This is a genomic window from Sphingomonas zeicaulis (assembly GCF_050433225.1).
Classification (GTDB): domain Bacteria; phylum Pseudomonadota; class Alphaproteobacteria; order Sphingomonadales; family Sphingomonadaceae; genus Sphingomonas_D; species Sphingomonas_D zeicaulis.
Genome location: NZ_JBNPXQ010000013.1, coordinates 1 through 26,534 on the forward strand (window position 1 = coordinate 1; position 26,534 = coordinate 26,534).

The 26,534-nt window shown below is 61.6% G+C and carries 17 protein-coding genes, 1 pseudogene and 1 other annotated feature; of the genes and pseudogenes, 6 read left to right on the forward strand and 12 right to left on the reverse strand.

Features of this window, described 5'->3' with window-relative positions:
• Positions 1-345: 345 nt before the first annotated feature.
• Positions 346-2,325 (forward strand): DUF2075 domain-containing protein, encoded by a 1,980-nt coding sequence (locus FHS96_RS27155; protein WP_429599377.1) that lies wholly within the window; start codon positions 346-348, stop codon positions 2,323-2,325.
• An 856-nt stretch (positions 2,326-3,181) separates the two neighbouring features.
• Here the strand turns inward: FHS96_RS27155 and FHS96_RS27160 are convergent.
• Positions 3,182-3,371: pseudogene (locus FHS96_RS27160) on the reverse strand (transposase); the annotation flags it as partial.
• Positions 3,372-3,533: 162 nt separating this feature from the next.
• Between FHS96_RS27160 and FHS96_RS27165 the strand changes: the two are divergent.
• Positions 3,534-3,761, forward strand: a complete 228-nt coding sequence (locus FHS96_RS27165; RefSeq protein WP_429599379.1) for a hypothetical protein — start codon at positions 3,534-3,536, stop codon at positions 3,759-3,761.
• A 121-nt stretch (positions 3,762-3,882) separates the two neighbouring features.
• On the opposite strand, the gene FHS96_RS27170 is transcribed toward FHS96_RS27165, so the two are convergent.
• The 4 genes from FHS96_RS27170 to FHS96_RS27185 form a co-directional block, all read right to left on the reverse strand.
• A protein-coding gene (locus tag FHS96_RS27170) for an IS3 family transposase (protein ID WP_429599381.1) occupies positions 3,883-5,111 on the reverse strand; the annotation gives its coding sequence in 2 pieces (ribosomal slippage) (positions 3,883-4,823 and positions 4,823-5,111; 1,230 coding nt in all).
• Positions 4,714-4,830, reverse strand: a sequence feature (AL1L pseudoknot). Its footprint overlaps the gene before it by 117 nt.
• 375 nt (positions 5,112-5,486) lie before the next feature.
• Positions 5,487-9,002, reverse strand: a complete 3,516-nt coding sequence (locus FHS96_RS27175) for a DUF4062 domain-containing protein (RefSeq protein ID WP_429599383.1) — start codon at positions 9,000-9,002, stop codon at positions 5,487-5,489.
• Positions 8,995-10,098, reverse strand: coding sequence for a hypothetical protein (locus tag FHS96_RS27180; protein ID WP_429599385.1), 1,104 nt, complete (start codon positions 10,096-10,098; stop codon positions 8,995-8,997). The genes FHS96_RS27175 and FHS96_RS27180 overlap by 8 nt, the downstream gene beginning before the upstream one ends.
• Before the next feature lie 151 nt (positions 10,099-10,249).
• Positions 10,250-10,657: a hypothetical protein gene (locus tag FHS96_RS27185; protein ID WP_429599388.1), complete on the reverse strand. Its 408-nt coding sequence runs from the start codon at positions 10,655-10,657 to the stop codon at positions 10,250-10,252.
• A gap of 81 nt (positions 10,658-10,738) precedes the next feature.
• Here FHS96_RS27185 and FHS96_RS27190 point away from each other — a divergent pair, with 81 nt between their 5' ends.
• The 3 genes from FHS96_RS27190 to FHS96_RS27200 all read left to right on the forward strand — a co-directional run bounded on the left by FHS96_RS27190 (position 10,739) and on the right by FHS96_RS27200 (position 13,780).
• Positions 10,739-11,749, forward strand: a complete 1,011-nt coding sequence (locus FHS96_RS27190) for a hypothetical protein (RefSeq protein ID WP_429599391.1) — start codon at positions 10,739-10,741, stop codon at positions 11,747-11,749.
• An 18-nt stretch (positions 11,750-11,767) separates the two neighbouring features.
• Entirely contained in the window at positions 11,768-12,196 is a 429-nt protein-coding gene (locus FHS96_RS27195) for a hypothetical protein (RefSeq protein WP_429599393.1), read from the forward strand.
• Between the two features lie 495 nt (positions 12,197-12,691).
• Positions 12,692-13,780: a hypothetical protein gene (locus FHS96_RS27200; RefSeq protein ID WP_429599396.1), complete on the forward strand. Its 1,089-nt coding sequence runs from the start codon at positions 12,692-12,694 to the stop codon at positions 13,778-13,780.
• 326 nt (positions 13,781-14,106) lie between these two features.
• On the opposite strand, the gene FHS96_RS27205 is transcribed toward FHS96_RS27200, so the two are convergent.
• On the reverse strand, positions 14,107-14,703 hold the full coding sequence (locus FHS96_RS27205; protein ID WP_429599398.1) for a hypothetical protein: 597 nt from the start codon (positions 14,701-14,703) through the stop codon (positions 14,107-14,109).
• A 70-nt stretch (positions 14,704-14,773) separates the two neighbouring features.
• Here FHS96_RS27205 and FHS96_RS27210 point away from each other — a divergent pair, with 70 nt between their 5' ends.
• On the forward strand, positions 14,774-14,953 hold the full coding sequence (locus tag FHS96_RS27210) for a hypothetical protein (RefSeq protein WP_429599400.1): 180 nt from the start codon (positions 14,774-14,776) through the stop codon (positions 14,951-14,953).
• Between the two features lie 534 nt (positions 14,954-15,487).
• Here the strand turns inward: FHS96_RS27210 and FHS96_RS27215 are convergent.
• From FHS96_RS27215 to FHS96_RS27240, 6 genes are all read right to left on the reverse strand, one after another.
• A complete protein-coding gene (locus FHS96_RS27215) occupies positions 15,488-16,885 on the reverse strand; it encodes a murein L,D-transpeptidase catalytic domain-containing protein (RefSeq protein ID WP_429599403.1) in 1,398 nt (465 codons plus the stop codon).
• A 97-nt stretch (positions 16,886-16,982) separates the two neighbouring features.
• Positions 16,983-18,125, reverse strand: coding sequence for a DUF3616 domain-containing protein (locus tag FHS96_RS27220; RefSeq protein WP_429599405.1), 1,143 nt, complete (start codon positions 18,123-18,125; stop codon positions 16,983-16,985).
• An 852-nt stretch (positions 18,126-18,977) separates the two neighbouring features.
• The gene (locus tag FHS96_RS27225) at positions 18,978-19,901 is read right to left on the reverse strand and encodes an ROK family protein (RefSeq protein WP_429599408.1); all 924 of its coding nucleotides are present in this window, start codon (positions 19,899-19,901) and stop codon (positions 18,978-18,980) included.
• Between the two features lies 1 nt (position 19,902).
• Entirely contained in the window at positions 19,903-21,084 is a 1,182-nt protein-coding gene (locus FHS96_RS27230; protein ID WP_429599410.1) for a glycoside hydrolase family 88/105 protein, read from the reverse strand.
• A 26-nt stretch (positions 21,085-21,110) separates the two neighbouring features.
• Positions 21,111-23,396 (reverse strand): GH92 family glycosyl hydrolase, encoded by a 2,286-nt coding sequence (locus tag FHS96_RS27235; RefSeq protein ID WP_429599413.1) that lies wholly within the window; start codon positions 23,394-23,396, stop codon positions 21,111-21,113.
• A 36-nt stretch (positions 23,397-23,432) separates the two neighbouring features.
• Entirely contained in the window at positions 23,433-26,348 is a 2,916-nt protein-coding gene (locus tag FHS96_RS27240; RefSeq protein WP_429599415.1) for a TonB-dependent receptor, read from the reverse strand.
• Between the last annotated feature and the right edge of the window lie 186 nt (positions 26,349-26,534).

Consider the following 26,534-nt stretch of genomic DNA (forward strand, 5'->3'; position numbering starts at 1 on the left):
GCGCTCGCCCATCATCGCTTGGCGTCCTTCTGCATCTCGATGCTGAATCAGACACTCACCCCGAGTGCAAGGCCGACTTTTTCAACGGCATCGACAGAAACCCGCCGTTCGACATATCGCTGGCGAACGGCAGAAATGTCCCACGATAAGACGGCCCTTTCCGGCGGCAGTCGGACCAGGATGCGCCGTTCAAACACAACTGGTTTAACGGCCGCCCATGCCAAAACCTGGCGTTCACCTAAAGCCCGCTCCGCCCAACAAACCCGGGGGCGCCTCTAGAACCGGTGAAGCCCTTCATCCGTCTGGCGCCGGAGATGTTCACCTTACATCTGAACGATGGCTGCTATGGTTGCCTTAGCGCTTCGCATCGGCCAGCACCGGGGCATGGATCGAGCTTACTTATCTCTTCCCGCTTCGGCGGTTCGCAGCGCCTCAGATGCCGAACTGTTCGGTCAGTTGGCCAAAAAATTGCCCTTCGCCCTCGAGCCAACGCAGTCAGCAGCCTGGGAATACCAGATCATGCATCTTCGTTCGCTCGCCACGGCGCTGTCCAACGCTCACTTCTGTATGGAATTCCTAATCCCGCGCATGGGTCGACGCGCCGACTTGATAGTTCTCAACGCCGGGATCGTCTTCGTGGTGGAGTATAAGGTAGGCGCTCGCCAGTTCGACAGATCAAGCTTGGACCAGGTTTATGGCTACGGCCTCGACCTCAAGCATTTCCACGAGGAGAGTCACAACGCGCCGATTGTGCCGATCTTGATCGCCACCCACGCCGGAATCGCCATCGACGCGCCGCAGTGGGATCATGATCGTCTGGCCCGACCGATGAAGAGCTCAACTGATGGTCTTGCCACCCTTATTCAGCAGGTATCAGATCGCTATGCGTCCACGGAGATTGCCCCCGCTGATTGGCTGGCAGGCCGCTATCGGCCCACACCTACCATCGTGGAAGCCGCTCAGGCACTTTATCGCGGCCATAATGTCGAAGAAATCTCGCGCTCCGAGGCCGGCGCACAGAACCTAACGCGCACAGCCGATTACGTTGCTCAGGCGATCGAGACCGCCAAGCACGATCATCAGAAGATCATCTGCTTCATCACCGGCGTGCCGGGATCAGGCAAAACGCTCGCTGGCCTCAATCTCGCCACCGCCCGCCAGCGTGCGCACTCCGACGAACATGCGGTTTTTCTCTCAGGCAACGGTCCGTTGGTGGAGGTCTTGCGCGAGGCGCTGACTCTCGATGCGATCGCCAAGAAAAAGGATACGGGCAACCGCGCCGCTCGCGCCGAGGAATACCGGCAAGCCTGCGCGTTCATCCAAAACATCCATCACTTCCGCGACGATGCGCTGGCAACGACCCGCGCCCCCATCGAAAAGGTCGCGGTGTTCGATGAAGCCCAGCGCGCTTGGAACCATGAGCAGACCTCAAAGTTCATGCAGCAGAAAAAGGGCCAGATCGGCTTTTCGATGTCCGAGCCCGAATTTCTGCTCAGCGCGATGGACCGGCATGCGGACTGGTGCGCCATCGTGTGCTTGGTCGGCGGAGGCCAGGAAATCAATACCGGCGAGGCAGGTATCGAGGAATGGCTACGCGCGCTCGAAAAATCCTTTCCGCATTGGCAGGCACACGTCCCGGAGACGCTACAGCATACATGCCAGCTTGCCGATGAGGTCCTTGCGCCCGACCTGCATCTCGCAACCTCCATCCGCTCGTTCCGCGCCGAAAAGCTCTCCGATTTCATTGGACATGTGATCGACGGCAACGTTGAAGCCGCCAAGCAGATCACAGCGGACCTTCCAAGCTATCCGCTTCTCATTACCCGCGACCTGGCGGCGGCACGCGGTTGGCTGCGCTCACAACGCCGAGGGGCGGAAAGCGCGGGTCTTCTCGCATCGTCCAACGCTGCGCGGCTCAAACCGCATGGCGTGTTCGTGAAGGCCAAGATCGAGCCCGCCAGATGGTTTCTCGCGCCGCCTGATGATGTCCGGTCCGCCGATGCCCTTGAGGATGTTGCTACCGAATTCGACGTGCAGGGTTTGGAGCTCGATTGGGCATGCGTGTGCTGGGATGGCAACCTGCGCCGCGGTGATGGATGGGAAAAGCTGCGTTTTCGGGGCACGCGCTGGGAATCGGTGAGCGACCCGACCAGCCAAGCGTATCTGGCGAACGCTTATCGTGTGCTGCTGACGCGAGCGCGGCAAGGGCTCGTTATCTTTGTCCCAGATGGCGACGTGACCGACGCAACACGCCCTCCCGCCGTATACGACGCGATCTATGCGTTCTTGCGCTCCTGCGGGTTCTCAGAGCTGCCTACCGTCTAGCAGCTAAAGGGGGCGTAACGCGGGATGGCATGGCCACCTTCGACCTGTGCGCAAGACAGATCGACCTCGCCAACCGAACACCGCGCCACAGTCCGTCCGTAACGGTCAGTATCGGTCTTGCGGCAGTTCACCTTGCTCCATCGCACAAGCCGACGCAGGTTGGCGGTGCTTGCGCATGGGTCGCTAGGAGCGGAATCCCGCCCGGGACGCCTCCGCGCTTGGCTGCAGTTCGTCTCTTATGCCTTGGTCGCCTTTGGAATTTGCGCACGGTGCCCATGAGCCACTTCATTTCACGGACACGACTGCGAAAAAAGTCGGGTGCCGCGTTCCTTACCCTTTCCCCTTGTTGTGCCTCCGCCCGCTGTCGGGCAATCCGGCATGACCATGATCGCGTTTCACGCCCCAGCCGCCGACGCTCCGGAATTGGCACTGTCGCCTTTGCATCGCGCCGCCATGCTGGACGCTGCCGGTGGCCGCAGGTGCTCCGTCCGGTTTCGGGCAGCGCCTCGGGCCGTCGAGAGGACTGGATTTGGCGCAAAGCGGACGCGAGGCGTGTGCCGAACGGCTCTCCAGCGCCGGAGTGAGGTCACCACCCACGCAGTGGTGATTTTTACCGTTCTACAGACCGGGGAAGTCTGCGCGTATTGGCACGATGATGTTTTCCATCAGATCGAATATCGTTGCACCGGGTCGCTATTTTTACGCTCCGATCTTCATCAGCGATGAATGGGATTAGCCTTGCCAATTCACTGGCCGCCTTATCGGCCGTCACAACGATCTCAAAAGCAATCGCCCTGTCCATCAGTTCACCCCCACAAGACAGCTACATTTATAATCAACCGCGCACTATTACGACGGTGGTGCGCGGGCCATAGCGCTCGGGCAAATCGCGCGTCGGCGCTCCCGACCAAAGCACCAAAAGATGCCGTCAGCACGCGGCGATCATCAACGCGTGGCACGCCTCTTGGTTTGTTGGGCAAGAGCAGTTCGATCACGCGACATTCGAGGTCGGTCAGGCATATCGGCTCATGTGCAGCGTCACCCATAAATTGACGCCGGAGCGAAACTGTCAACTGCTGTGCATACGCAAAGCCACTTGCCATTGGCGTGGGCCCTTCAACGTCCTACAAGGTCAATAGACCGAGTTCCGCGATCATCTAGGACCGCGTGACCGATAGAAAGCGAGGGTGGAGCGCTTGCGATTCCCGATGACTATGAAAATCATGGCTGCGGTCCTTGTTCTGACCGTCACTTCCATGAGTTTATACGAGACATATAATGTTTCCCAAGTGTTTGATGCCATGCCGCTTTTGAGCGGTGCGCGATTGACTGTCGAAGCGAGAATTTACCAAGGGATCTGCGGCCTGCTTGCCGCGGCGTCGGCAATCTATCTGATGCGGGCCATCTTAGGCATTTGGCGTAGCCACCGCTTGTGACGTTGGCCTAGCATTGGGCCAATGGTGAAGTTTCACCCTATCTCAACCGTGCCGAATTATGAGGTAACAACCTCGTCGGATGTGAACCGCCCCGGGATTGCCGGAGGCCATTCGGCTTAAATTATGCGGCCATGGAGGTATCGTCCAGCATAGCGTAATAGCGCTCCTCCGCTTCGGCAGGTGGAATATTGCCAATGGGCGCGAGGAGCCGGCGGTTGTTGAACCAGTTCACCCATTCGAGCGTGGCGTATTCAACGGCCTCGACGGATCGCCACGGACCTCGCCGGTGGATCACCTCGGCCTTGTAAAGGCCGTTTATCGTCTCAGCCAAAGCGTTATCATAGCTGTCGCCTACGCTGCCCACCGATGGCTCGATCCCAGCTTCGGCAAGGCGCTCGGTATACTTGATCGAGACGTATTGGCTGCCACGATCGCTGTGGTGGATCAGGCCGCCGCGATGAGCAGGACGCCGATCATGGATCGCCTGCTCGAGGGCATCGAGCACGAAGCTGGCATGCGCCGTCCTGCTTACCCGCCAGCCCACGATATAGCGGGCATAGACGTCGATCACGAAGGCCACGTAGACGAACCCCGACCACGTCGCGACGTAGGTGAAGTCCGATACCCACAGCATGTTCGGCGCCGGCGCATGGAACTGCCCGTTCACCTGGTCGAGCGGGCAAGGCGCGGCCTTGTCGCTCATCGTCGTACGCACCGGCTTACCGCGGATCACGCCCTGCAAGCCAAGATCGCGCATCAGCCGTTCCACAGTGCACCGAGCTATATCAAAGCCTTCGCGCCGCATCTGTCGCCACACCTTTCGCACGCCATAGACGCCGAAGTTCTCGGCGAAGACGCGTACCACCTCCGGCTTCAACATCTGATCACGCTGAGCACGCGACGATAATCGCGAGGGATCGCGCCGCTGCCCCAGCTGCTCATGGTAGGTGGATGGGGCGATCGGCAGAACCCGGCAGATCGGCTCGACCCCATAGTATCCGCGATGCTCGTCGATAAACGCGATCATCGCTTGAACGGGCGGTCGAGCTCCGCCTGGGCAAAATATGCCGACGCCTTGCGCAGGATCTCGTTGGCCTGGCGCAGCTCGCGGTTCTCGCGCTCCAGCGCCTTGAGCTTGTCAGCCACATCGGTGGGCACGCCGGCTCGTTTGCCGCTGTTCACCTCGGCCTTCTTCACCCACTCCAGCAGCGTGTGCCCCGAACAGCCGATCTTCTCGGCAATGGATGTGATCGCCGCCCAGCGAGACGGATGGTCACCTTCGTGGTCCAGCACCATGCGGACCGCCCGCTCACGAACCTCCGGTGCAAACTTGTTCGTCGTCTTGCTCATCGTAGACCCTCACTCTCAGGAGTTAGGGCCTCCGACAATCCCGGGGCGGTTCAGTGATCCGGAATGGCGTGCCTTCGAGGCAGCGCTTCGGATACTCCGCAAATCGATCGGATTTCAGATTGCAGCACCGGCCACATCCTATAGCCTTCCCATTCAGGATGAATTTGCCGAATATCAGCCGATGATCCAGGATAACGCGGGACCTTTCGCCGTCTTGCCGCAGGAGTTCGGCGCTGGCGACGCCTCGGCGTACGCTAAGGATCGACAGACCATCGGCTTTCCACCTGAAATGCTCGATAGGCACATTATTGGTCGATAGGTCGTCCGGTGGGAGTGGTGAATGGGCACGTTCGCGCCACCCGCCTCATTGTAGCGTCACCACAACATGTGGCGCAGGAGTTCCTTCGTTTTTGGGAGTTGCTCTTGGGTCTGGAGATTGACGTCGTAAGCCGCGCTCACAAGAGCTGAGAGAAATTCGACAAGGACGATTTCGAAGGCGCCAGCACGCTCATCGCCCGGGGGCATGGCGGCCGGAGCACCGTCGTTACAGAAAGCCGTGATGCGGGGTGGCCCCTCTTCCCGATGGCCGAAGCCCACAAAGGTGACGGCTCGGTCTTGGAGATGAGGCTGGACAGTCGCCAATAGGCTTGGGCCTACCGAAGAAAGGCTGGTCGTCATTACGTCGAAGGCGGCCGGATTTCTCGCATAGGGCGCAATGAAATCACGGCTTACCCGCTCATCGCAGCCGGCAAGAAACGCGCTGAGGCAGAGCGCAACGTAGGTGGCTTCGACGCTTTCGTCGGCGGCTGAAATCGTGAACAGGAACATCTGTCCCGATCCAATTTCGAGCACCAACTGAACACCGAGGGTGGGTATCTCGCGGAGCCGGATTTGCTGGTCGCCCTCAAGACATAGCGTCGCGATCGTCAACATCTCGGCGCGCGTCAGTTCATAGGGGGCTGTGAAGGCCAAGAGGTTGAGCAGGAAAAGGGCACGGTTCTGGTGGCCTGCCGCAATCTTGCGGTCGGCAACGATGCGAAGGCAGCGATCAAGCGCTGCGCTGAGATAGGCCTTGGGGATCGCAGCGATCAGATGTCGGACCAGGATTGACGAGGTCGCCGCGGCAACGTCGGGCACTGCCTGTTCGAGCATCGCAGCAGCAGCTTCCGCCCACAAAGCCAATGGCGGAGATTGGCGGTCGACCGCTTTCCCCCGAGCGACGAGCATCACCCGCATGGCAAGGTCGAAGGGCAGCTCGAACGCACCATGGGCCAATTGCCGTTCGAGCTTGTGCGCGTTGTCGAGATCGCCGGCTGCCCGGAATAGCGCCACGCCTCGTGCTCGTGTCTCCCAGCCTTCACCTTCGCGTCCGAGGCTGATCAACGCCGTGCCGAGCTCGTCATAGGCGTCGGCATGGTCGTGCGACCCGAGGCTGTTTTCGAATATTGCGATGGCGCGGCGAGCCAGTTGGACGGCCTGCTCGGCATGTCCCTGAGCTTCGACACCTGTCGCGCTTTCGGCAAGCGAATTATGGCAAGCTGCGGCAAGGCGCGCAGCGCGCCCGTCGATTTCCGGTCGTGAGACCGCACGCCCCTCAACGCCTGCCGCCTCGTAGGCAATGAGGGCATCGACATATCGGCCGTCATCTCGAAGCGTGTTGCCGAGCGCCATCTGATTGATGGCGACAAGACGACGATCTCCGAGTGTCTCACCAATGGCGATGGCTTCCCGGGAAACCTCTTCCGCTTCCTTGTAGCGCCCTTCGTCGCGATAACGGCGATTGAGAATATTGCACATCCAGGCACGTTCTCGCGCCTGGCCTCGCTGGGGCCGAAGGGTAGCGAGAAGCTGCTCGCCTTCCGCAGCGGTTGCAGTGCTGGCGAGAAGCACACCGGCGAGATTGCGAATCGCAAGCTCCTGGCCATAGGCGTCTTCATGCGCCTCGAAGATTTCGAGGGCACGGCGAAAGCGGGGTTCGGCCTCATCTTGTCGGTTGACCGCTTGAAACGCGACGCCTTCTTCGACCAGCAACCGGGCTACGCTGTGCAGGTCGCCAGCCTCTTCGTGACGATTGCGAATGCGCTCCACTTCACCGAGAGTCTCGGGAGACATGGCAGTCTGAAGGGCATAGGTCGCGGCAAACTCCGCAACGAAGTCGATGAGAACCTCATCGCCAATCGTCTCGGCAACCGCCCGGGCTTCGGCCAAGAGAGGAGCGCAGTGCGCGGTATCATGAGAACTGCTCGCTATCTGCGCCAGCGATACGAGGGTTTGCACAAGCGAGGTCCGGTCTCCCGACGTCCGATAATGGTCGGCGAGGAACTGCTGCGCAGTTACAAAATGCGTGATCGAGCCCGAGTACAGGATTTCGCGCAGCGACCGCTCCGCCTGGATGACAGCAAGTTCGTCATTCGCGAGGTGTGCCATCTGAAACGCCAGCCATCCCCGGCCGGTCGAATCGAACAACCTGACGAGCTTGCGCGCGACTGCATCGAAGAACTGCGCTCGCTCCTGCGCGACGACCACCAATTCGGCAGCCCAAGCGTCGTGCAACAAGGAATAGCCGGATGCGTCCTCCACAACGAGGTCATCGAGAGATGCCATCTCATCGCTAAGCGAGGTTAGGTCCGTCGCACTGTCGGCAAGGAACGAGATGTCAGTCAGGGACAAAGGCGCACCGCTGAGCGCCAGACAGGCAATGATCTCTCGGCGCCGACCCTTGAGCGCCAGATACCGTTCCCTGAGCGTAACCGCGTTTCCAGCCTCGTCGCGGAGCGGTCGGATGGCAGAGCGCACCGCGAGTGGCAGCGTCGTCGTCGCAGCGGGCAGTTCCGCTATATGACGCTGGGCGTCCGCATCGACCACGGTCTCGAGCAGGGCAAGCTCCTCCTGGGTAAAGCCCTCGACTTGAAGGGAGCCGCCACGAAATCCCGCCGGCTGTTCACGCGATCCGATGACAACGACGCCCGAAGCCGTTTCCTGCATCATGGTAGCCAGTTCGGACCATAGCAGATCGCCGTCACTGGGGTCATCGATCACCAGGGGCCATGTGGTTGCGCCGCGCCACGCCTGGGCAAATGTATCTCGCGCTTCTTCGAACGTCTCAGGATTCGACGGATTGGCCGTATTGCCGATGAGAGCGTCTGCGGCTTTCGCGAGGAGAGCACGTGGATCAAGCCCGCGCCCGTTCACATAGGGCAAGCCAACATCCGCAGCATATTGAGCGAGTGCCACGGACTTTCCGACGCCTGCAACACCGGACACACTGACCGCGCGGTAGTGGGTGACGAGCCCTCGCAGTGCGGCGTCCAGTCCTGCACGCCGGATGTAGTAAGGAGCGGTCTTGAAGATGGCGTCCAGCGTGGCCTGCGGGGCGATGGCGCGCTGATCGGCAGCGATCCGGCGAAGGGTGAAGGTCTGCGCAAGCAGGGTCACGATATCGGCGTGAATGACGGAGGTAAGATCCTCATCCGCATCGAAGAAGTAGGCAGTTTGTTGACCGAGGATGTCATCAACGATCGCCGTCAGCCGCGGATCACGGTCGGCGCGCTTCTCGATATAGGCGAGCAACCCGAGGTTCAGCCGCCGAATTTCGACATATTCATCCTCAAGGCCCGAAAGCGTCTGCCCATTTGCCTCATCGACCCAGCCATAGCTCGCGCGATAGATGCCGATCGCAAGCTGGCTTCGCCGCAGACGTCCCAGATAGAGCGCTTGCGGGCGATAGGTCCGCGCGCCTTCGCGCTCGAATACGAATGGGTCGAAACCAAGGGACTGAATCGCCGCCCTGGCCTCGCGACGTTGCTTCGCGCACTCCTCGATCGTGGAGGAAACGAAGATCGAGAGTCGTTCCATCTGTCCCGCAAGGGCGTCGTCGCCGCGATCAGGCATAGCCTGCCTCCCGGATGGCGGCCTGGCCCGCCGCAAGCGCTTCCGTTACGGGGCAGCGACCAATCCGCCTCAACAGAAAGCGCGTGTCGCGCCGGATTTGGTCGAGAATGTCGTCGATGGTCATTGCTCCCAGATGGACGGTTTGGTCCGCAAGCTCGATATACCCGAGGCGCAGCGAATGCGTCTCCATCCAATGGGAATGCGGCGGCGCTTCACCGACCTCGGCAAGCGCCGCCAGGCGAAGGTTGGCTATCGCTTGCTCGACCTGCCAACGCGCGACACCGTCCGCCGTCAAGCGATCGACAAGCTGGCGACCGGATTCCGTGTGGCGAAGGACATGGATCGTCTTCGGCATGATGGAGGGCAGGCGCCAAGCGCGCTGCGCCGCGATCAAGGCCGGATCGACGCCCGACGGGATGGTGTCGTCCCCAGCGTCGCCACCAGCCAGGAACGATCCCGCAGGAATGTCTTCGGGCCGACGGTGGATCTGAATCGACGGCAGCAAGAGGCGCGGTACATCGTCCAGGTCACAAGCAAAGGGCTGGCCGTTGCTATCAGTCTGCGCAATTGCCGCGCCCAGGTAGACCGGCGCAAATGGGCTACGGCCATAGTCGGCGAGCGAATCCAGGAAATCGCTACGGGTGTCGATCGCCTTGACCCAAGCGAGATTGAACGTGTTGGGGCGCGACACATTACCAAATCCGCAGCATCTCCATCGCAGTGAGCGGGCGTCCGGAAGCACGGCAATGCGGAACCCCGGACCGTCGAAGGCGATTTCGATTTGGATGGCGCCGGGACCGCTCAGCAACTGCCAGCGCGCGAATAGGTCGAAAACCTCGCGTAGTGGTTCTTCATGCGCACCCGTCAGAAGTAGCATTGGCGTCGTGCCGCCATCCGGGCCGCGAACCAGCGCATACCCGATGGCTTTCACGTCCGCGCGCATCAGCAAATCGCTAAACAGAGGATCGGCGAGCGCGACATTCGCGTCGGACCAGCCATAGTCGAAGCCGCCTTCATCGTCGGCGATGTCTTCGGCGGTCATCTGGCTCGCGACACGCGGCGTGACCGAACCGGCTGCGGGTGCATCGCTGGTCATCGCATCAGGCACGGGACTAGAGGGATTTTGACAGCCATCCGTGCATAATGGACAAGCTCGGTATCGCACTCAAGTGACCGGCGATCTGGCGATTTCATGTTGGTGAAACTTTGGCAAAAGTGGCGGCCGAACCGTCATTGAATCCCGGGCATCAAAAGCGAAAGAGATGCCCGTCTTCCGAAGCCAGGAGCCTTTGGAGAATCTCTGCCCATTCGCCTGATATCGGCACATCCAGGCGAGCGGCTTCTCGCTCCTCATAGCGTGTATGAATTTCGAAATGCTGGCCGAACAGCGCGTCGCAATGGAAGCACCCGTTGCTCATATAAGCTTGTGCGAGCGCCTTGCTGAACCGTGGTTTGACCGCGCCAACATTTTTCTGGTCGGAGACGGCGCGGTTCACGACGTTGATCAGTAACGGATACTCTGAGAAATCCCCGACCGCGCATTCGGCGTCATCCTCCGCGCCTGTCAGAAGCAGGGACGAGACAATCGTTGTTTCGGCTCCGCATGACCAGCAGGTCGTTGGCGCGGTCCGGATGATGACAGTCAGATCGCTCATATCGGCTCAAATATTGCGCGAGCTTTGTCGAATTGCGAAGCAATAATCGGGTAGAGGGGTCGCGCTAGAGGAGGGCACGCAATGCTGTTGATGGTGGAAGATACGAGCGAGAAGCGGGCCGTGCAGAAGGCGTTGGAGGCATCTGTTCGCGAGCATCTGACGGATCAAGGCGTGCGGAATATCGGTTTTCCGAGCGGGAATGTCGATGAACGCCTCTATGCCAATGGCCTCGGTGAGTTATGGGCAGCCTTCGGAAAGGTGGATGATGCCGCTATTCCCCGGCGGTGGAATGCCTTTGGCGTCTTCGATCCTAAGCGGCACGCGCAAATCATCACAGTTGAAGTCAATATCCCGACGACCTCCAATTCCGAGCGGGTGGCCGGTTTCTTCGCGCGGGAACCGGCCACCGGCGACGTCTATCTCATGCACGACGGCAGCATCGGCGGCGGCAAAGCCGGGGTCGGGCGCAGCGCCTTTCTTTCATGGTCGAAGGCAACGCTTGAGGATGTCGGCCGCGAGGATGGTAACGATAGGGCGGGCATCATCATCGGCCGGGTCAACTCGGACGATATTGCTGGCCGCCTCTGGCGTTTTGTCCAACTCGTCAAAGGCTTCAAGGACGCCGTCGCCCGAGGGGAACTGGATGACCCCGACGTACGGCGGGCGATCGCGGAATGGGAGACGTTCAACAGCGAAAGCTCCGGCCGCCGACGGGGGCAACGAAGCTCCGAGATCGATTACATCTCCTATCATGGCGATGTCGTCCAACGGCTGTTCGAGGAACGGCAAGCTCGCTGTGTCAGTGACGAGCGCGTCCTGAACAACAAGCTGATCGACCTCTATGTCCGCAAGGGGGCGTCGATGACGGAAATCTACGAAATCAAGACAAGCGTTGATCGGCAGTCGATCTACACCGCTATTGGCCAGCTTATCAGCCATTCCGCCGATGCGTCTTCGCAGGTCAAGCGAACGCTGGTTCTGCCGGAAGGGCCGATGCCGCCGGATCTCGAAAAATCCCTGGCATCGCTGTCCATCGCAGTGCGCCGTTTTTCGATTTCTTCGGGCAAAACGCCGAAGATTACCCTCTCCTGAGCGCGAGTGGCAGGCCCGATGACCGACGGTGAGCAGCCGACGAAGGCGAATCTGGATCGCTCCGCAAAGGCGTTACTGGCCTTTTTGGCACGAAATCTCCAGGAACCGCTATTCGACTATCCTTTTGCGAGCTTGTACCCAAAGAATAGTTGTGAGAGCGTATCGCTCATCCTCACCTACCTGCTGGAAGAAAAATATCGGCTCGGAAACGTCAGGATCATCAAGGACACCAATCGCCGGCATGAACATCATCTGTGGGTCATGGCAGGCGATCTGATTTATGATCTGACCGCCCATCAGTTTCCAGGCCGCGAGCCTGTCGTTGGCGCGCTAGCCGACGAATTCCTGCTCGATGAATATCCTGATTGGTCGGTCTACACCAGACGGGATTTCGTGGACCGCGCTGAAGTGATCGCACTCTACAGGGCCGGCGTTATTCCATTCTGACCGGGCAGTTTGAGCTGACAGCGATAGCGACTGATCGTTCCCAGAGGCGCTCGAAGCAATCCAGGCCTTCGCCATGGCGTGAGAGGATATCGGGCGACCAATAAGCTCACTTAATCCAATCCTCTTTTGGCTTGGAAAGGGCGTCGCCCCGCGACCCAGGAACCGTACTGATGAGAAGCGTGCACCGGCCGCTTTTGGCGAACCCTGCCGCTGCGCGGATGACCTGGGAACGGCAGAAAAGTCCCACAAAGGGCCGGCATCAGTCGACCAAAATGCGCCGCTTGCGGATCGGGCTTCGAACGGCAGTTCCGACCAATTGCGGACGCTCAGGACCAGATGCGTGCTTCCTGGACGCGGAAACCTGAATGGGCATCCATCAAACCTGACGGTAGAGGCTCAACTGAGCGATGGTGACGGGAAAATGTTTGCATGTCGATACGATCTGGATAGTATTTATACCTTAAGATGGTTGTTACGGGGGCGAGGATGACAAGAATGTTCATCATTCTTTGTGCACTGGTCACTTCGGCTTGCACAAGTACGCTAAAGCCAATTGGTGCGGCTGGAAATTACAGCGCATTTGCGCCCGAGGCGACGGTTGATGGAGATGGCAAACGCAAAGGCATAAACTCTGGACCAATCACTGCCTGCACGACAAGCCCGATGTCTTTGAATACTCTGATCTCGCCCGACACAAGCGGAACGACCACCCGGCTAGAATGGCTTAATTGCGAAATGCTGGCCAAGTCGATGAGTAACATGGAGCAGGCGGGTTGGACACGGAACCGCAACGAGTGGCGAGACGTACCGATCTTTGGTTCAGCTATTACCGCGGCCGCGTTAGTTTTATTTGGTAATCGTGGTAGCGATGGAAGCCTTACGGCCGGCGAAGTAGATGTTCTGGAAGGACTTGCGCTCGGCACAGCGGCATTCATCACTCTCGCCGACTATCTCTCCCCGGAGGAGGCTGCACAGCTGCTTTACGTGTCTGCCCAGGGTCATCGATGTATCGCTGAGCATGGGCAAACTATCGCAGCTTATGCCAACCTGGTGGAGAATAAGAATAACGACTACGACGATGTCGTGAACGGCCGCAATGCGCTCATTGGCCTGATGGATACGAAGGTTACTGACGCGCAGAAGCAAAGTGCCCGTGCCGAAGTCGAGCGTGCGGATCGTACGATCGCGTTCTACCTCAAGCAGAAGACCGCGCTGGAGATGGCGCCGGCGCGTAGCTATCTCACCGCCTATGATTTCGGGCTCGAGCTCTCCAAACGCGCGAGGAGGCAGCCGCAATCCCTAGGGGACATCCAGAAGGCGATCGAAGAGCATGTGCGCCTGCAGCAGCAGGCCTCCGGAATTACCGCACGGGAGGTCCCAGTATCTGCCGCTGCCGCCTTTGCTCCAGGAGGAATCGTGGACACCACGCAGAAACTGGCGGTAAGCACGAACAAGTTAGCGGCAACCCTGCCCAACATCGCGCTGCTAGTGAGCGGCTTTACGCTTTGCAAGACAAACGCGCTTGCCGGTGCGCCGTTGCCGGTCCCTGTCGTAGACTATGTCGGGATAGACGATAAGGATTGATTTCATCTCCCGATGCGGTTGCACGCCACCATTTGGGCACTTTAAACCGGGCGGGCACACCGGACGGCGGGTTCGGGATCGGTGTGCCACCAGTCGGACGATCGAGATGAGGCCGCGTAGCTGACAATGCGGACCGCATAAATAACGTCCGCTTGTGCGAGTCTAGGTGCGCGAAAGCGGACCGATTCATGGACCGTCGCTCCTAGGAGCTCCCAGCCGAGTAGGCGCTCGCCACGAGCACGGCCAACAAGTTTCACCCGGTAAGACAGAACCGCCGCCCCCTGCGTCGGCATTATGGGTGCCCTTTGCCCCCGTGGCCTACTACGTTACCCGGACGCAGACTGTTCGATCGCAAAGCCGACCAGCACGCCATCGTCGTCAAACGGCTCCCTAAGCTCGTTGGTATGCTCGTCGTGGAGGGACACCACTTCTTCTCGCGCAAGCCCGACGCTCTCCGGCGCACGCAGGAAATATTCGGTCGCGGTCTTGGCGCTGCTCATCCTGCCGGCCTTCTTTCCACTTGCGGTGCGATGGTGACGCTTCCCTTCGACTTGGTTGTCGGCGATCAGCATCAGATCGCGGTTGATTCGTTCGACGACCAGGTAGACGTGATCAGCTCCTGGGCGGCTCGGGTCTTTGTCGAAGGTGACACCAACGTCCCCCGCACGCTGATCGCCGACTTCGACGCGCTCCCAATCGCGCTTCGTCTTAAGTCGGCGGGCCAACTCACCAGCACCAACCGTCTTAGCGATCGGGATTCCGGCTTCGTTCATGAAGCAGCTGAGCGTAGCGGCGCAAGCAAGCCGCAAGGTGTAGCCGTTGCCCGTCTCTTTCATCAGCTCGCGTGCTAAGGTCTGGACGCGTGCGATGCTCCCAGGGTTCGTTCCGAGCGCGATGAGTTCGTCAGCCTGATCCTTGTCCATCTTTTATATCCCCTTACAGGTGCGGCAAGCTAACAGGACGGAGCCTTCTCTTATACACCGTGCGGGTCTGTTGAGAAAGGCAGAAGGCTATTCCGGCGCGCCGCCGGACAATAGCTCAGCATCGCGCCGCTCACTGCCGCGGGTCGGCACCACGGTCAAGCTCGGCCTCGCCATCCGCGCGCTGCTCGACACCAAGACGCGCTGGTACGCGCTGACCTGCCGTTCGGCACATAGCTTTGGAACGCATTAAAGTCCCGCAGGCCCGAGATCGGCACCTCGCCTAACTAGGACCCGATTACATCAAAATTGCGGTGTAATCGGTTTGAGTGAGAGAAACTATGCCAGATCCTTCCAACCGATCTGCGATCGACCTCCTTCCAAACCGACTCTGCTCACACTCGCAGTTGAGCGATGAAGAATGGTCGGAAATACTTCAGTTGCGATCACGCCTGCCTGGTTCGGAAGGGTTGATCGGCTGATTTGGACAGACCGAGGACGGAGCCCGGCAGTTCGTCTCAGTGCATGTTCCCGGCGAGATGGTCGATCTTCCCTCCCTCATGATGCCTCAGTCGGTAATGGCGCTGCATGCGCTGCCTTCGCCAACAGGGTAGCGCAGTCGGTGAACTCGGCATCGACGCGATGGAGCTGCCCATCAACGTCGATGATGTGGCAAAGATCGTTGTCCTAGAATGCCATCTGCGTTCTCCTCGATTATTGCCAGGGAATATCTCATGCACGGGTGGCAGAACCTGTCACCCATGTTCGGGCACGAGGGGGAACGTCTTCAGGCCGCCTTCCATATGATCAGCAGAGAGCCGCCCATCAGAGCAGGAATGACCTTTTCAACGTCGTCCATCTCGATAGCCGGGCAGCCGAGGCTTCGACCGATGCGGCCGCTCTTCGCGATCATACTCTGCGACACGTACTCGGCCCCGTGAATGACAATGTGCCTGCGGCGGGCGTTCGAGTTCGTCGCTTCGAGGCCGTCGAGGTAGAGCGACTTTCCGTGGCCGCCGAAGTAGGTCACGTCGCAGTTGTAGATGCCAAGCGACGAGCAGTTCGAGCCGTCGACGTTCGAGAAGACCTCCGCGTAGCCGTCGTCAGCCGGTCCTTCCGACCCGCGTCCATGGGCGCAGAGGTGCGCCGATATGACGCCGGCCACGCAGTCGAACAGACACAGCCTCGGCTTGGCCGAATGCAGATCGAAGTTGGCGATTGCCCAGTAGCGCGGATTGCTGGTGGGTCGATAGCGGTCTCGGTAGGAAATGAGCCGTTCCGCCGCCGCCTGCACGCCTGCCTCGGCGGCAAGCCGCCTTAGGGTCTCGGTGCGGTCGGTGGCCGGTCCATCCCCAAGCGCGGCGAGGAACTTGTGCGTGAAGTCCGCGTCGTGGCCGCTGGCGCCGGGTAGAGGCAGATCGTCAAAATCAGCCAGGAAGGGGACGGATGCGTCGAGTTCCCTGGCCGGGATGTCCTTCACCTTCGGGTTCGGCTTCGCCGAGCGATCGTCGACCGGCGTGCCGTTGGCGTCGATCGGCAGAACAGCCAAGTCCCAGTTGCCGCTCCGTACTTCCCGCAGGAGATCCTTCGTTCGGTATGCCGACGCGCGAACGTCGGGATTTCCGTGACCCCTGAGCCACTTGTCCCGAACCTCGACGTAACGCTCGATCCAGACCTTCTCCGAGCCGTGGTTGGCTGGCGTAGGCTCACGGAAGCGCGAGCGCAGTTCGTCGCGGATCCGCCCGCTGTGGATGAAGGAGTCGTAGATCACCAGCATGGAGAGCGGGAGTGTGAAGCCGTTGGCGTCGGCCCACTTTGTAGCCGGCTGGAAGTAGGCGAGGTCGAAGAATTTGTCCTGCGTGGCCCACATGACGGGGTCTGTGTCCCCCGCCTTGCGCAGCAGCGCCTTGAAGTTCTCGTCGTCGACGAGCGGAACGTTGCCGACGAGCTTCACGTAAGGCTTCAGATCGTCCGAGAGAGTGCCACCGGCCTCGGCGTACATCTTAATCAGCCGACCCAGGTTCCCATATTCGGTGGTCTGCGACCGACCGTAGGTGATCTGACGTATCCGGTGCGGCCCGTCGTTGTAGATGCTGATCGCGCCGTACTTGCCCTTTATCGTTCCGGTCTCGAACACGTTGATCACGCGCTCGCAGACCAGGCGCTGCCCATCGGTTAGCTTCATGCTGACGCCCCCTTGCTATGAAATCCGCTCGTCTCCCGCTGGCCCGGGTCTGGCCCGGTCCAGCTTCCATCCGTTGCGACGCGCTGCAGGCGACTCCTCACATCCTGCCGGGCGTAGACCCAGCCTTGCACTGCCGCTCACCCGCTGGAACGGCCGGGCCCCGCGGCGGCACGTTCACTTGGACCTCGTAAGGACCTCCGTTCTTTACCCCGTCCTGCAGGAGAAGGAGATCAACCGTGTTGCGGTCCTCTCGAAGAACGACAAGGCCCTCCTGCTTCTGCGCGGGATCGTGCTGCCGCAGGGTAGCTATTGCGACGGCCGTTCCGTTTCGCGGGTCAAAGACGTAAATTGCGTAGTCGATGCCGCCGCCGATCCTCGGCCCGGCGAGGATCAGGATGCGCCCATCGCCAAGTGCCGCGAGGTCTCGCACACCGCGCTCAGGCCCCAGCCCGACCGAGTACAGTCGCGCCTGTAGGGGCTTGTCGACGATGAACGGCGCGTCTGCGTCCAAAGAGATAATGAACGCCTCGTCGCTCGGGGAACCTTCGCGTCGCAGCACCGGTCCCCTCAGGCCGATCCACATCCTGCCGCCTGTTATTGCGAGCCCCTCGATGTTCAGCCCGTTGTCATCAGCGCGTGGCTTGCCGTCCTTGCCCGTGAAGTCCTGCAGCCACTTCCCGTAGCGTCCGCCTATGTCCGGGCACCCCTGCAGGGCCTCGGAAACTCGGTAGGTGACCGCAGGAGTTCCAACCAAGGGGATGCGCGCCAGCAGGAACGAGGAGCTTCGAAAGGCTCCCTTGTTCCGCCCGCAACCATGGGAGCCGATCACGTAGAAGGATCCCTCCGACTCTGCGACAGCCTCGCCATCCAGGTCGTTGGGCTTCTTAACGTCGTCGCATGGGATCACCGGCGCCGTTCCAACCGGTGTCGACGCGGTCACGAGTTCAATTGGGGCGTCCGGTTCAATTTTGCGACCGCGTACATTGACGCGTTCAGCAAACGTGAGCTCATCGTCAATAATTACGCAAATGCGCGAAGATTTGTCGCTCAAACTGCATGCCATGCCGCTGACATTGTATTCTGGGATGCTGTTGTCGACTTTGAATTTGAGGTCCTTGGTTACCTCCCACTGCGCCCCGATCACTGCCACGGGCGGGGGTGATTCCGCATGACAAGGCGATATACCCTGAAACGACGCAGATAGAACGACCGCAATGGCGCCATTCATAAAGGTCTGCATGATGAGGCCCCGCTATTCTCGGTATCAATTTACGACTATACTTGACGATTCGCCAGAGGTTATTTCAGTTGACCTGGCGCTTGAGCTCTTTTCCGATCACCTGAAATATCGCCTCCGTGCTGACCGGTCGATGACCCGGGACTCGTCGGAGGAATGAGGCGATCCAGGCCGCCATCAGTCGATGCTCCTGCGGCGGGAAGCCTGCCCGCCAGGTTGGTGACGATCTGAAGGGACTCGTCCGGTTCAACTTCGGAGGCCGCCGTCGCCTAATCGCCTCTGCCGGAAGGGCGGCAGCACCATCACCGCCGGGATACACCCTCTAACTGCTATGTCTGCCTCAGCGGCATTGCCATCCGTCAATGCGGATGACCATCCGACTTGAATTGCGCAACAAAGTAGGACGGTACGCAGACACCACTGGTGTCACCATGACCTCCGTTTTGTTCTGCCTAGGCCTGTTCCGGTTTCATCTGGCCCCAAGTGCCCTCGGTCTTGTATCGCTTGTCGCGGTAGGTCAAGCGCTTGCGATACCCGCCCTCCCACTGCTGCTCGTTAAATTCTACCGGGCAAAGCACCAGGGTCGGCGGAGCGCTGAATCGGTCGCCCAGCTTGCTCCACCTCTGAACATCGGTGGGTATGCAGGTATAGGAACTGCCTACGCCATTGTCGATGTCGTAGAATCTGCTGAAAAGCGGACGCTACCCAGATAGCCAGCGGCGATGTCTGCTTCTTCCAAGACTGGTCGTTCACGACCGCGTCGGCAAATGGCAGAAAAGTCCCAACAATCGCCACAGGCTCAAGAGGCGGTACCTGAGCGAAAAAAGCTCGGCGGGCCGGCCGACCAGCCCGCCTCTACTCAGGTAGTTCAAGCGACCCGGCTAATTCAAACGATTGCCGCGCAAGGGCAATGGCTCCCAAAGGTCCGGACCGGTCGCCCAGTGCCGGGTTGACCAAATAATCGGACGGCGGGATCGCGATATAGGCGTTGAGACTGGCCGCCAACGCCCCGGCCACTCGCGGCAGCAAGTGCGGCTGGCGCTCGATCACGCCGCCGCCGATCGCAATGCGACGCGGCGCGGTTCCGCAGACAAGTGCATGGCAGAGCATGGCGAGCGCGTGCGTCACGCGCTCCCAAAGCGGATCGTCGGCCGCGACCGTGCCGATCTCCCTGCCGCGGAGTGCAGCGGCGATGCCGACACCGGCGGCAAGCCCTTCGACGCAATCGGGATGAAATGGGCAACCGCTGGGGGCGGTATCGGTCACGAGACGGGGCACGCGTAGATGCCCCATTTCGCTGTGACCGAGCCCCCGCGTCGGGCGGCCATGCACGATCAGCCCGACCCCGACGCCCGTGCCCACCGTGACATAGGCGAAATCGTCGAGCCCCCGGCCAGCCCCCCACGCACATTCGGCGAGTGCGGCGCCGTTGACGTCGGTATCGAAGCCGACGGACACGGCGAAGGGCGCTGCCAGCCGGCCGGCGACATCGGTCATCGCCCAGCCCGGTTTGGTCGTCGCCAGGATATGACCATAGACGGGCGATGCGGGATCGAGGTCGAGTGGGCCGAAGCTGGCGATGCCGAGCGCGGCGAAGCGCCGCGACTGCCACCAGCGCCCAAGGATCGCGGCGATCGCCGACAGCGTCTCGTCCGGCGTGGTGGTGGCGACCATTTCCTGCGCGAGGATCGCCCCTGGGCCGTGGCCGAGCGTGCAGATGCATTTGGTGCCGCCGAGCTCGACCCCGGCCAGCGGCCATGCGCCATCGACATCGCTCACCTCAATGATCGGCCAGCTTCAGCAGTTCGGAACTCGCGAGCAAGAAGCCACCGACGCCATAATCATGCGTATCGTCATAGGTGACCGCGGCGGGGCGATCGCTGATCGACTGCACCCATCCCAGCCGCCCGTTGGGATGGACCGAGCGCACCAGCGCCGCCCACCCGCGGCGAATATTGGGTTCATAGGCGGCGCGATCGAGCAGGCCGTGGTTCACGCCCCAGGCGAGACCATAGACGTAGAAAGCGGTGCCGCTGGATTCCGCGACTGATGCACCGGGATCGTCGAGCAGGGAGGGCGACCAGTAGCCATCGAGCTTCTGCAACCCCTGCAGCCGCCCCGCCATCTTCTTGTAGAGCGCGACCAGCTTCGCGCGATCCGGATCCCGCTCGTCAAGCAGCGGGATCATCCGGGTTAGGCCCGCGAACACCCAGCCATTGCCGCGGCTCCAGAATAGCTTGCGGCCGGCGGCGTTGCGCTCCGCGAAGAAGGAGCTGTCGCGGAAATAGAGGCTCTCGCTCTCGTCGAACAGATAGGCAGTCGCCGCCCAGAATTCCTTCATCGCGAAATCGCGATAGCGGCGGTCGCCGGTCACCCGGCTCATCTCCAGCCACGCCGCGGGCGCCATGAACAGCGCGTCACACCAGCACCAGCGATCAACACAGCGCGGCGCATCCCGCTCAAATTTGAGGTCGACGCGTGAGGGGTTGGCGAGGATGCGATCGAAGCGGGCGCGCATGTCGGCGATAGCGGCATCGCCCATGCCGTGGCTGCGCGTCCAGAAATAGGTCTGGCCGATCATATGGTCGTCGGCATGATAGAGCCGGTCCCCCAGCGTCCAGTCATTGGCGGCGCCGCGCTCGAGGATCATCTGGCGATAACGCGGCGCGCCCGAGGCATCGGCAAAGGTGGCGAGGCCGATCAGGAAGGCGCCCTGTTCCCACCCCTTCGGATCGATCGGATTGCGATTGCCGATCGGCACCTTGGGATAGGCGCTGCCGCCGGCGAGCTGCGCGACGTGATAGTCGGCGACGCGTTCGCCGATCGCGAGGATTTCGGCGCGGCCGGGCGTGGCGACGAGGCGTTCGGCGGGGGCCTGTGCCGGCAGCGGCGCGCGCAGCCCCGCCGATCCCGCCATGATCGCCAACGCCAAGCCTCCGGACCGCAGCCACCCCGATCTCATCGCCTCTCCCTTTCGACTTCCAATGATCATTCGCTTGGCCGCGCATCGATCGCGGCGAGATAGGGGTTGGGCGGCGCGGTAAAGCGGTTCGCCCAGTCGCCCGGCTTTTCGGCCATGCGCAGTTCGAGCAGCCCGCCTGCGGCGACCTCTTCATGCGTCAGCCAGGCGCGGTCGATCGGCTTGCCGTTGAGCATTGCCCCGACGACATAGCGCGCGGCGGCGCTGGCGCCGGGCGCGCGGACTTTGAAGCGGCGGCCCTTTTCAAGCTGGATGGTGCTGCCGGAGAAGATCGGCGTGCCAATATAGTAGAAAGGCTGGCCGGCGTTCGGGAACAGCCCGATCGCGCTCCAGACATACCAGGACGACATCGCGCCGGCATCGTCATTGCCCGGCAGCCCGTCGCGCGCCGGCCGGTAATGGCTGGCCATGATGTGGCGCACACGCTCCGCCGCGCGGTCGGGCCGGCCGGCATGGATATAGAGATAGGCGGCGAGGAAATCGGGCTCATTGCCCTGATCGTAACCGCCACTGTCGAATAGCCGGTCTAGCCAGGAGACGAACCCCGCCTCCCCGCCCAGCTTGCCGATCAGGCCGGCGACATCGTGCGGCACATAGGTGGAATATTGCGCGCTCGACCCTTCGTAGAAGGGCGCATCCCACCAGGCGGTGCGATTGTCCGGATAGAGATGGTCGCAATCGAAATTGTCGATCCAGCCGCCATCGGCATAGCGCGGCCGGATACATTTCAGCCCATCATCCCAGAGGTTGCGCCAGTTGCGCGAGCGCTTAAGATAGCGCGCCGCCTCGGGCGTGCGGCCGAGCGCCGAGGCGACCTCGGCGATCGCGAAGTCGTTATAGGCATATTCCAATGTGCGGGAGGCCGAGCGCGTCTCATTGAGCGACATATAGCCAAGCGCGAGATAATCCTTGAGCGCGCGACCCTGGTTGATCGGATCATCGGACTCCGCATCGCCATTCTTCAGCAGCGCCTCGAGGGCGAGCGCGCTGTCGAAGCCGCCCAGTTTCTTGACCACCGCATCGGCGATCAGCACGTCCGCATTGCTGCCGCCCTGCGTCATGCCGTTGGCGCCTGCGATGCGCGCATCGGGCAGCCAGCCGGTGTGGCGATAGGTTTCGAGCAGCGAGACGATCATGTCGCGCTGCCGCTGCGGCTGGATCAGGGTCATCAGCGGATGCAGCGTGCGGAACGTATCCCACAGGGTGTAATAATCCTCATAATGCGGCGCGGGCGATGACCACCACACATTCTCGCCGCTCACGTCGTGCGGCATGGTGTGGCTGCGGTAGAGCGCGCTGTAGAAATTGCGCCGCTCGTCCGTGCTGCCACCGCGCACCTCGATCTTCGCCAGCGCATCGCGCCACGCCGTTTCCGCGCGCCCCCGCGCCGCGCCGAAATCCCAATCCGGCAGTTCCTCCACCAGCGTGCGGCGTGCCTGTTCGGCGCTGACGAAGGAGACCGCAAGCTTCATCTGCACGATGCGCTCGCCGCCGCTCGTATCGAAGGTCGCGTAACCGCCAAGCTGGACGGAAGCGTCGGTGCGCTGGTCGCCACCCTCGCTGCGTACCGGGCCCGGCTGCAGCGCGAGCGTGCCGCGCGTCGCCTTGAAGGTGCCGAAGCCGGTGGGCGCGCGATCGAAGGTGGCAGCGAAATAGAGCGTCAGCGGTGCCTCGTTCCAGCCGCCGGTGAAGCTGGCGCGGCCGAGCAAGGTGCGATCGTCGACGAACCAGGCCTCCGCCCCGGTCGCATGCGGGCCATTGCCCATCAACTGGACCGCGGAGGTCACATCGATCAGCAGATTGGCGTCGCGCGCCGCCGGAAAGGTGAAGCGTGCCAGCGCTGCGCGGCGCGTGGCGGTGAGCTCGGTGCGGATCGGCCCCGCCTGCCCCTTGAGATCGACCGCATAGAAGCCGGGACTGCCCTGCTCGTTCGATCGCGCGAAGACGAGGTTGCGCGGATCGACGGCACCGACGGTGGGCGTGACGCGGAAATTGCCATATTTGCTGTTGCCGCCAGTGCCGCTGACATGGGTGAAACTGAAGCCGGTGATCGGCGTCTTGCCATCATAGCCGTTGGTCGAGCCGCCGGTGGTGTCCGGGCTGGCGTTGACGAAGCCGAACGGCACCGCTGCCCCCGGTACGGTGTTGCCGCCATCATCGCTGCCGACGAACACATCGACCGCGGCGACCGGAGCGGCGGGGGCAGGCTGCTCAGCCCCCGCCCGCCCCGCCAGCGCCAGCGCCAGCGCCAGCGCCAGCGCCAGCATCAGCACCAATCCCGCTGTTCGCACCATTCGCATCCTCGCCCCCGCCCTGTTCTTTCCTATCGCTCAGTAACGATAGGCCACGCCGAGCGTGTAGGTCCGCCCGAAATGCGAGTCATAGAGCGTGTCGCGCCGGACGGAGTCGACATAAAGCACCTGATGCTCGTCGGTCAGGTTGGTCGCCTCCAGCGAGATGCGGAAGCGATCGTTGATCGCATAGGAGGCCGAGAAATCGACATAGAGCGTCGACTTGCCGAGATCGATGTCGCTGCCCGTACCGATCGAAGGCACCGCGCGGACGAATTTGGAGCGATAATTCGCCGAGCCGCGGACGCTGAACTTGTCATCCTCATAGTAGAGCGTCGCATTGACCTGGTTCTTCGACATGCCGACCAGCGGTTCGCGCGTCGTCACCCCAGTCGTCGCGTTGAGGATATATTCGATCTCCGAGGTGACATGGGTGTAGTTCAGCAGCACGCCGGTGTTGGCGAGGAAGCTCGGCAGGAAGCGGAACTGCTGCTGGAAATTGACCTCGACGCCCTTGATCGGCCCGCCCCTGGTGTTGGACAGGTTGGTGACGGTGAACAGATCCTGCGGCGTCGCCTGCGAGCCGGCGAGCAACTCCACCGGAAGCCCGGTTTCAGTGAACGGGATGATCCGCTGCAGGCTCTGGATGTAGGTCTTTATGTCCTTGTAGAAATAGCCGACCGACAACAGGCTTCCCTGCCCAAAATACCATTCTGCCGAGAGATCGAGCGTGTTGGCGCGGATCGGATCGAGCAGCGCGTTGCCTACCGAGATCGTGCGGATCGTGGGGTTGAAGCCGCCGCTGGGTGAGAGCTGGCCGAGATCGGGGCGTGCCATGACCTTGGCGGCCGATACGCGCAACAGCAATTTTTCAGTGACATCGGCGGTGAGGTTCAGCGAGGGCAGCCAGTCATCATAGCTGCGCTCGACCGTCACCGGCGTGAACCCCTGGCCGTTGACCGGGCTCGCCAACGTCACATAGCCGAACGAGCGCTGCCTAGTGTGGACATAGCGCAGGCCGATATTGCCGCGCACGCGGAACGGCAGCGCGTCGCTATCGAATTCGGCCTGGCCATAGGCGCCCTTCACCTCCTCGCGGATTGCATAATTGCCGCCCAGCGAGGTGCCGGTGTCCGCGCCGCTGAATGTAAAGCCCCCCGTATTGCTGTCGAAATCGAACAGATTGTTGAATTTGTCGTAGTCGGGCTTCACCCAGCCATTGGGCAGATCCCCCGGCATACCCTTGCCGAAGCCGCCGACCACCGTGGTGAGGCTGGCAAGCGTGGTGCCCGCGGGCAGCGCCGGCACGAAGGCGGAGATCGGGCCGGCCCGCCCCAGTTCGGTGCTGTCGAACGCGCTGCGGCGATACTCGCCGCCCAGCCGGATGCGAAGCGCCTCGAGCGGCTTGAACAACAGGTTGAGCGCGAACTGCCGGTTGTCGAACTGGGTGAAAACCTTGCGGCCACTGAACGATCCCTGGACGGTGCCGTCGGCCAGCGCCGGGCCGAACACGAAATTGCCGGGATCGGTGATGTCGATGCCATAGTTGATCAGCGGGATGTTGCCCCGATCGCGGAAGTCAAACGAGAAGCCATTCACATTGTTGGCATCCATGCGGACGTCGTTGCGAGTCGGTTCCTTGAAGTCAGTTCGGCCGAAGCCGATCAGCGTATCCGCCTCGAACCATTCGTTGAACTCATGCTTGGCGGTGAGCGTCGCCTGCTTGAACGTCGTGGTATAGATGTCCTGCGTGGTCACCGAGGCGATATCGACACCATTGAACAGGCCATATTGCACCGTGCCGTCGTCCGACACTTCGGCGTCGAGGATCGAGGTGTGCGGCTTGCCGTTGTTGCCGACGCCGCGCCCGAACGACAGCCCCATGAAGAAATCGTCGACCCGGTTGACCTTGTAGCGGGCGTAGAGGCCGTCGAGCGAGATCAGCGTGCGGTCGCTCGGCTGCCATTGCAGCGATCCGGTGAGGCCCAGCCGCTTGTAATTCTGGTCGCTGCGGAAATAGCGCGGCAGGCGCGGCATATGCGCGTCAGCGCCGACGACCGCGTCATAGGCATCGGGATCGGAAGTGCGCGGGATACCGGTCGCGCAATTGAGCGCATCGGTGCCCTTCACCGCATTGCTCGCCGGGTTCTGCGGCACATAGCCGATCGGGCTGCAGAAGCCGCCATCGGAGGCAGCGTTCAGCACATTGGCGGGAGAATAGCCTTCCTCGCGCGTGCGCCGCTGCGTGTAGGCCGCGGAAAACAGGATGCCGATCGTGCCGTCGGCCAGCTTGGTGGAAACGAGGCCGGCGAGCCGCGGGCCGGCATCCTCGTTGAGATCGTTATAGCTGACCTTCGCCGATCCCACTAGGACGAAGTCGTCCTTATAGTCGAGCGGATGCGGCGCGTTGAGATCGACCGTCGCGCCCAGCGACCCTTCCTGCGTGTCCGCAGAATAGGTCTTGCGGACGGTGAGGTTCTGGAAAATCTCGGACGCGAACACGTTGAAGTCGAAGCCGCGGCTGCGGCCACTGGTGCCCTGCACGTCGCTGCCGCCGACGCCGCTGTTCGCCTCCATGCCGTTGACGCGGGTGCGGGTGAAGATCGGGCCGAGACCACGCACGGTGATCGCGCGCCCCTCACCGCCATCGCCGCGCTGGAGCGCGACGCCGGGTACGCGTTGCATCGATTCCGCGAGATTGGCGTCGGGGAATTTGCCGATATCCTCGGCGACGATCGTGTCGGTGACGCCGCTTTGCTCGCGCTTGAGGCGCAGCGACTCAGCAAGGCTGCTGCGGAAGCCGGTGACGACGATCGCTTCCATCTCGTCCACGGCTGGCGCAGACGCGGCCCCGGCATCGTCTGGCGTTACCTGCGTCTGGCCAAATGCCGGCGCGGCGCCGATCCCGCAGATCATCGCCCATGCCGATACGGATGCTGCAAAGCTGTTGCGCATGTCCACGCTCCCCTCCCTCATGGCGATGCCAGCCAGGAGCCGCGCGCGTCGCGACCGCCTCGTACCGACATCCCTCCCACAAACTGACAGTTCTTTCGTCCCGCGAGCACGAGACGAAGCGCCTTCGGATGTTGAGTAACGCACCTCAAAGCGACTTGCAATGGATATGATAAATTTATTTTATTT

What these genes read in the sequence shown, in the direction of transcription:
- FHS96_RS27155 (WP_429599377.1), top strand. Translation starts at nt 346, where the DNA reads ATGGTTGCCTTAGCGCTTCGCATCGGCCAGCACCGGGGCATGGATCGA.
- FHS96_RS27165 (WP_429599379.1), top strand. Translation starts at nt 3,534, where the DNA reads ATGACTATGAAAATCATGGCTGCGGTCCTTGTTCTGACCGTCACTTCC.
- FHS96_RS27175 (WP_429599383.1), bottom strand. Translation starts at nt 9,002, where the DNA reads ATGCCTGATCGCGGCGACGACGCCCTTGCGGGACAGATGGAACGACTC.
- FHS96_RS27180 (WP_429599385.1), bottom strand. Translation starts at nt 10,098, where the DNA reads ATGACCAGCGATGCACCCGCAGCCGGTTCGGTCACGCCGCGTGTCGCG.
- FHS96_RS27185 (WP_429599388.1), bottom strand. Translation starts at nt 10,657, where the DNA reads ATGAGCGATCTGACTGTCATCATCCGGACCGCGCCAACGACCTGCTGG.
- FHS96_RS27190 (WP_429599391.1), top strand. Translation starts at nt 10,739, where the DNA reads ATGCTGTTGATGGTGGAAGATACGAGCGAGAAGCGGGCCGTGCAGAAG.
- FHS96_RS27195 (WP_429599393.1), top strand. Translation starts at nt 11,768, where the DNA reads ATGACCGACGGTGAGCAGCCGACGAAGGCGAATCTGGATCGCTCCGCA.
- FHS96_RS27200 (WP_429599396.1), top strand. Translation starts at nt 12,692, where the DNA reads ATGTTCATCATTCTTTGTGCACTGGTCACTTCGGCTTGCACAAGTACG.
- FHS96_RS27205 (WP_429599398.1), bottom strand. Translation starts at nt 14,703, where the DNA reads ATGGACAAGGATCAGGCTGACGAACTCATCGCGCTCGGAACGAACCCT.
- FHS96_RS27215 (WP_429599403.1), bottom strand. Translation starts at nt 16,885, where the DNA reads ATGAAGCTAACCGATGGGCAGCGCCTGGTCTGCGAGCGCGTGATCAAC.
- FHS96_RS27220 (WP_429599405.1), bottom strand. Translation starts at nt 18,125, where the DNA reads ATGCAGACCTTTATGAATGGCGCCATTGCGGTCGTTCTATCTGCGTCG.
- FHS96_RS27230 (WP_429599410.1), bottom strand. Translation starts at nt 21,084, where the DNA reads ATGAGATCGGGGTGGCTGCGGTCCGGAGGCTTGGCGTTGGCGATCATG.
- FHS96_RS27235 (WP_429599413.1), bottom strand. Translation starts at nt 23,396, where the DNA reads ATGGTGCGAACAGCGGGATTGGTGCTGATGCTGGCGCTGGCGCTGGCG.
- FHS96_RS27240 (WP_429599415.1), bottom strand. Translation starts at nt 26,348, where the DNA reads ATGCGCAACAGCTTTGCAGCATCCGTATCGGCATGGGCGATGATCTGC.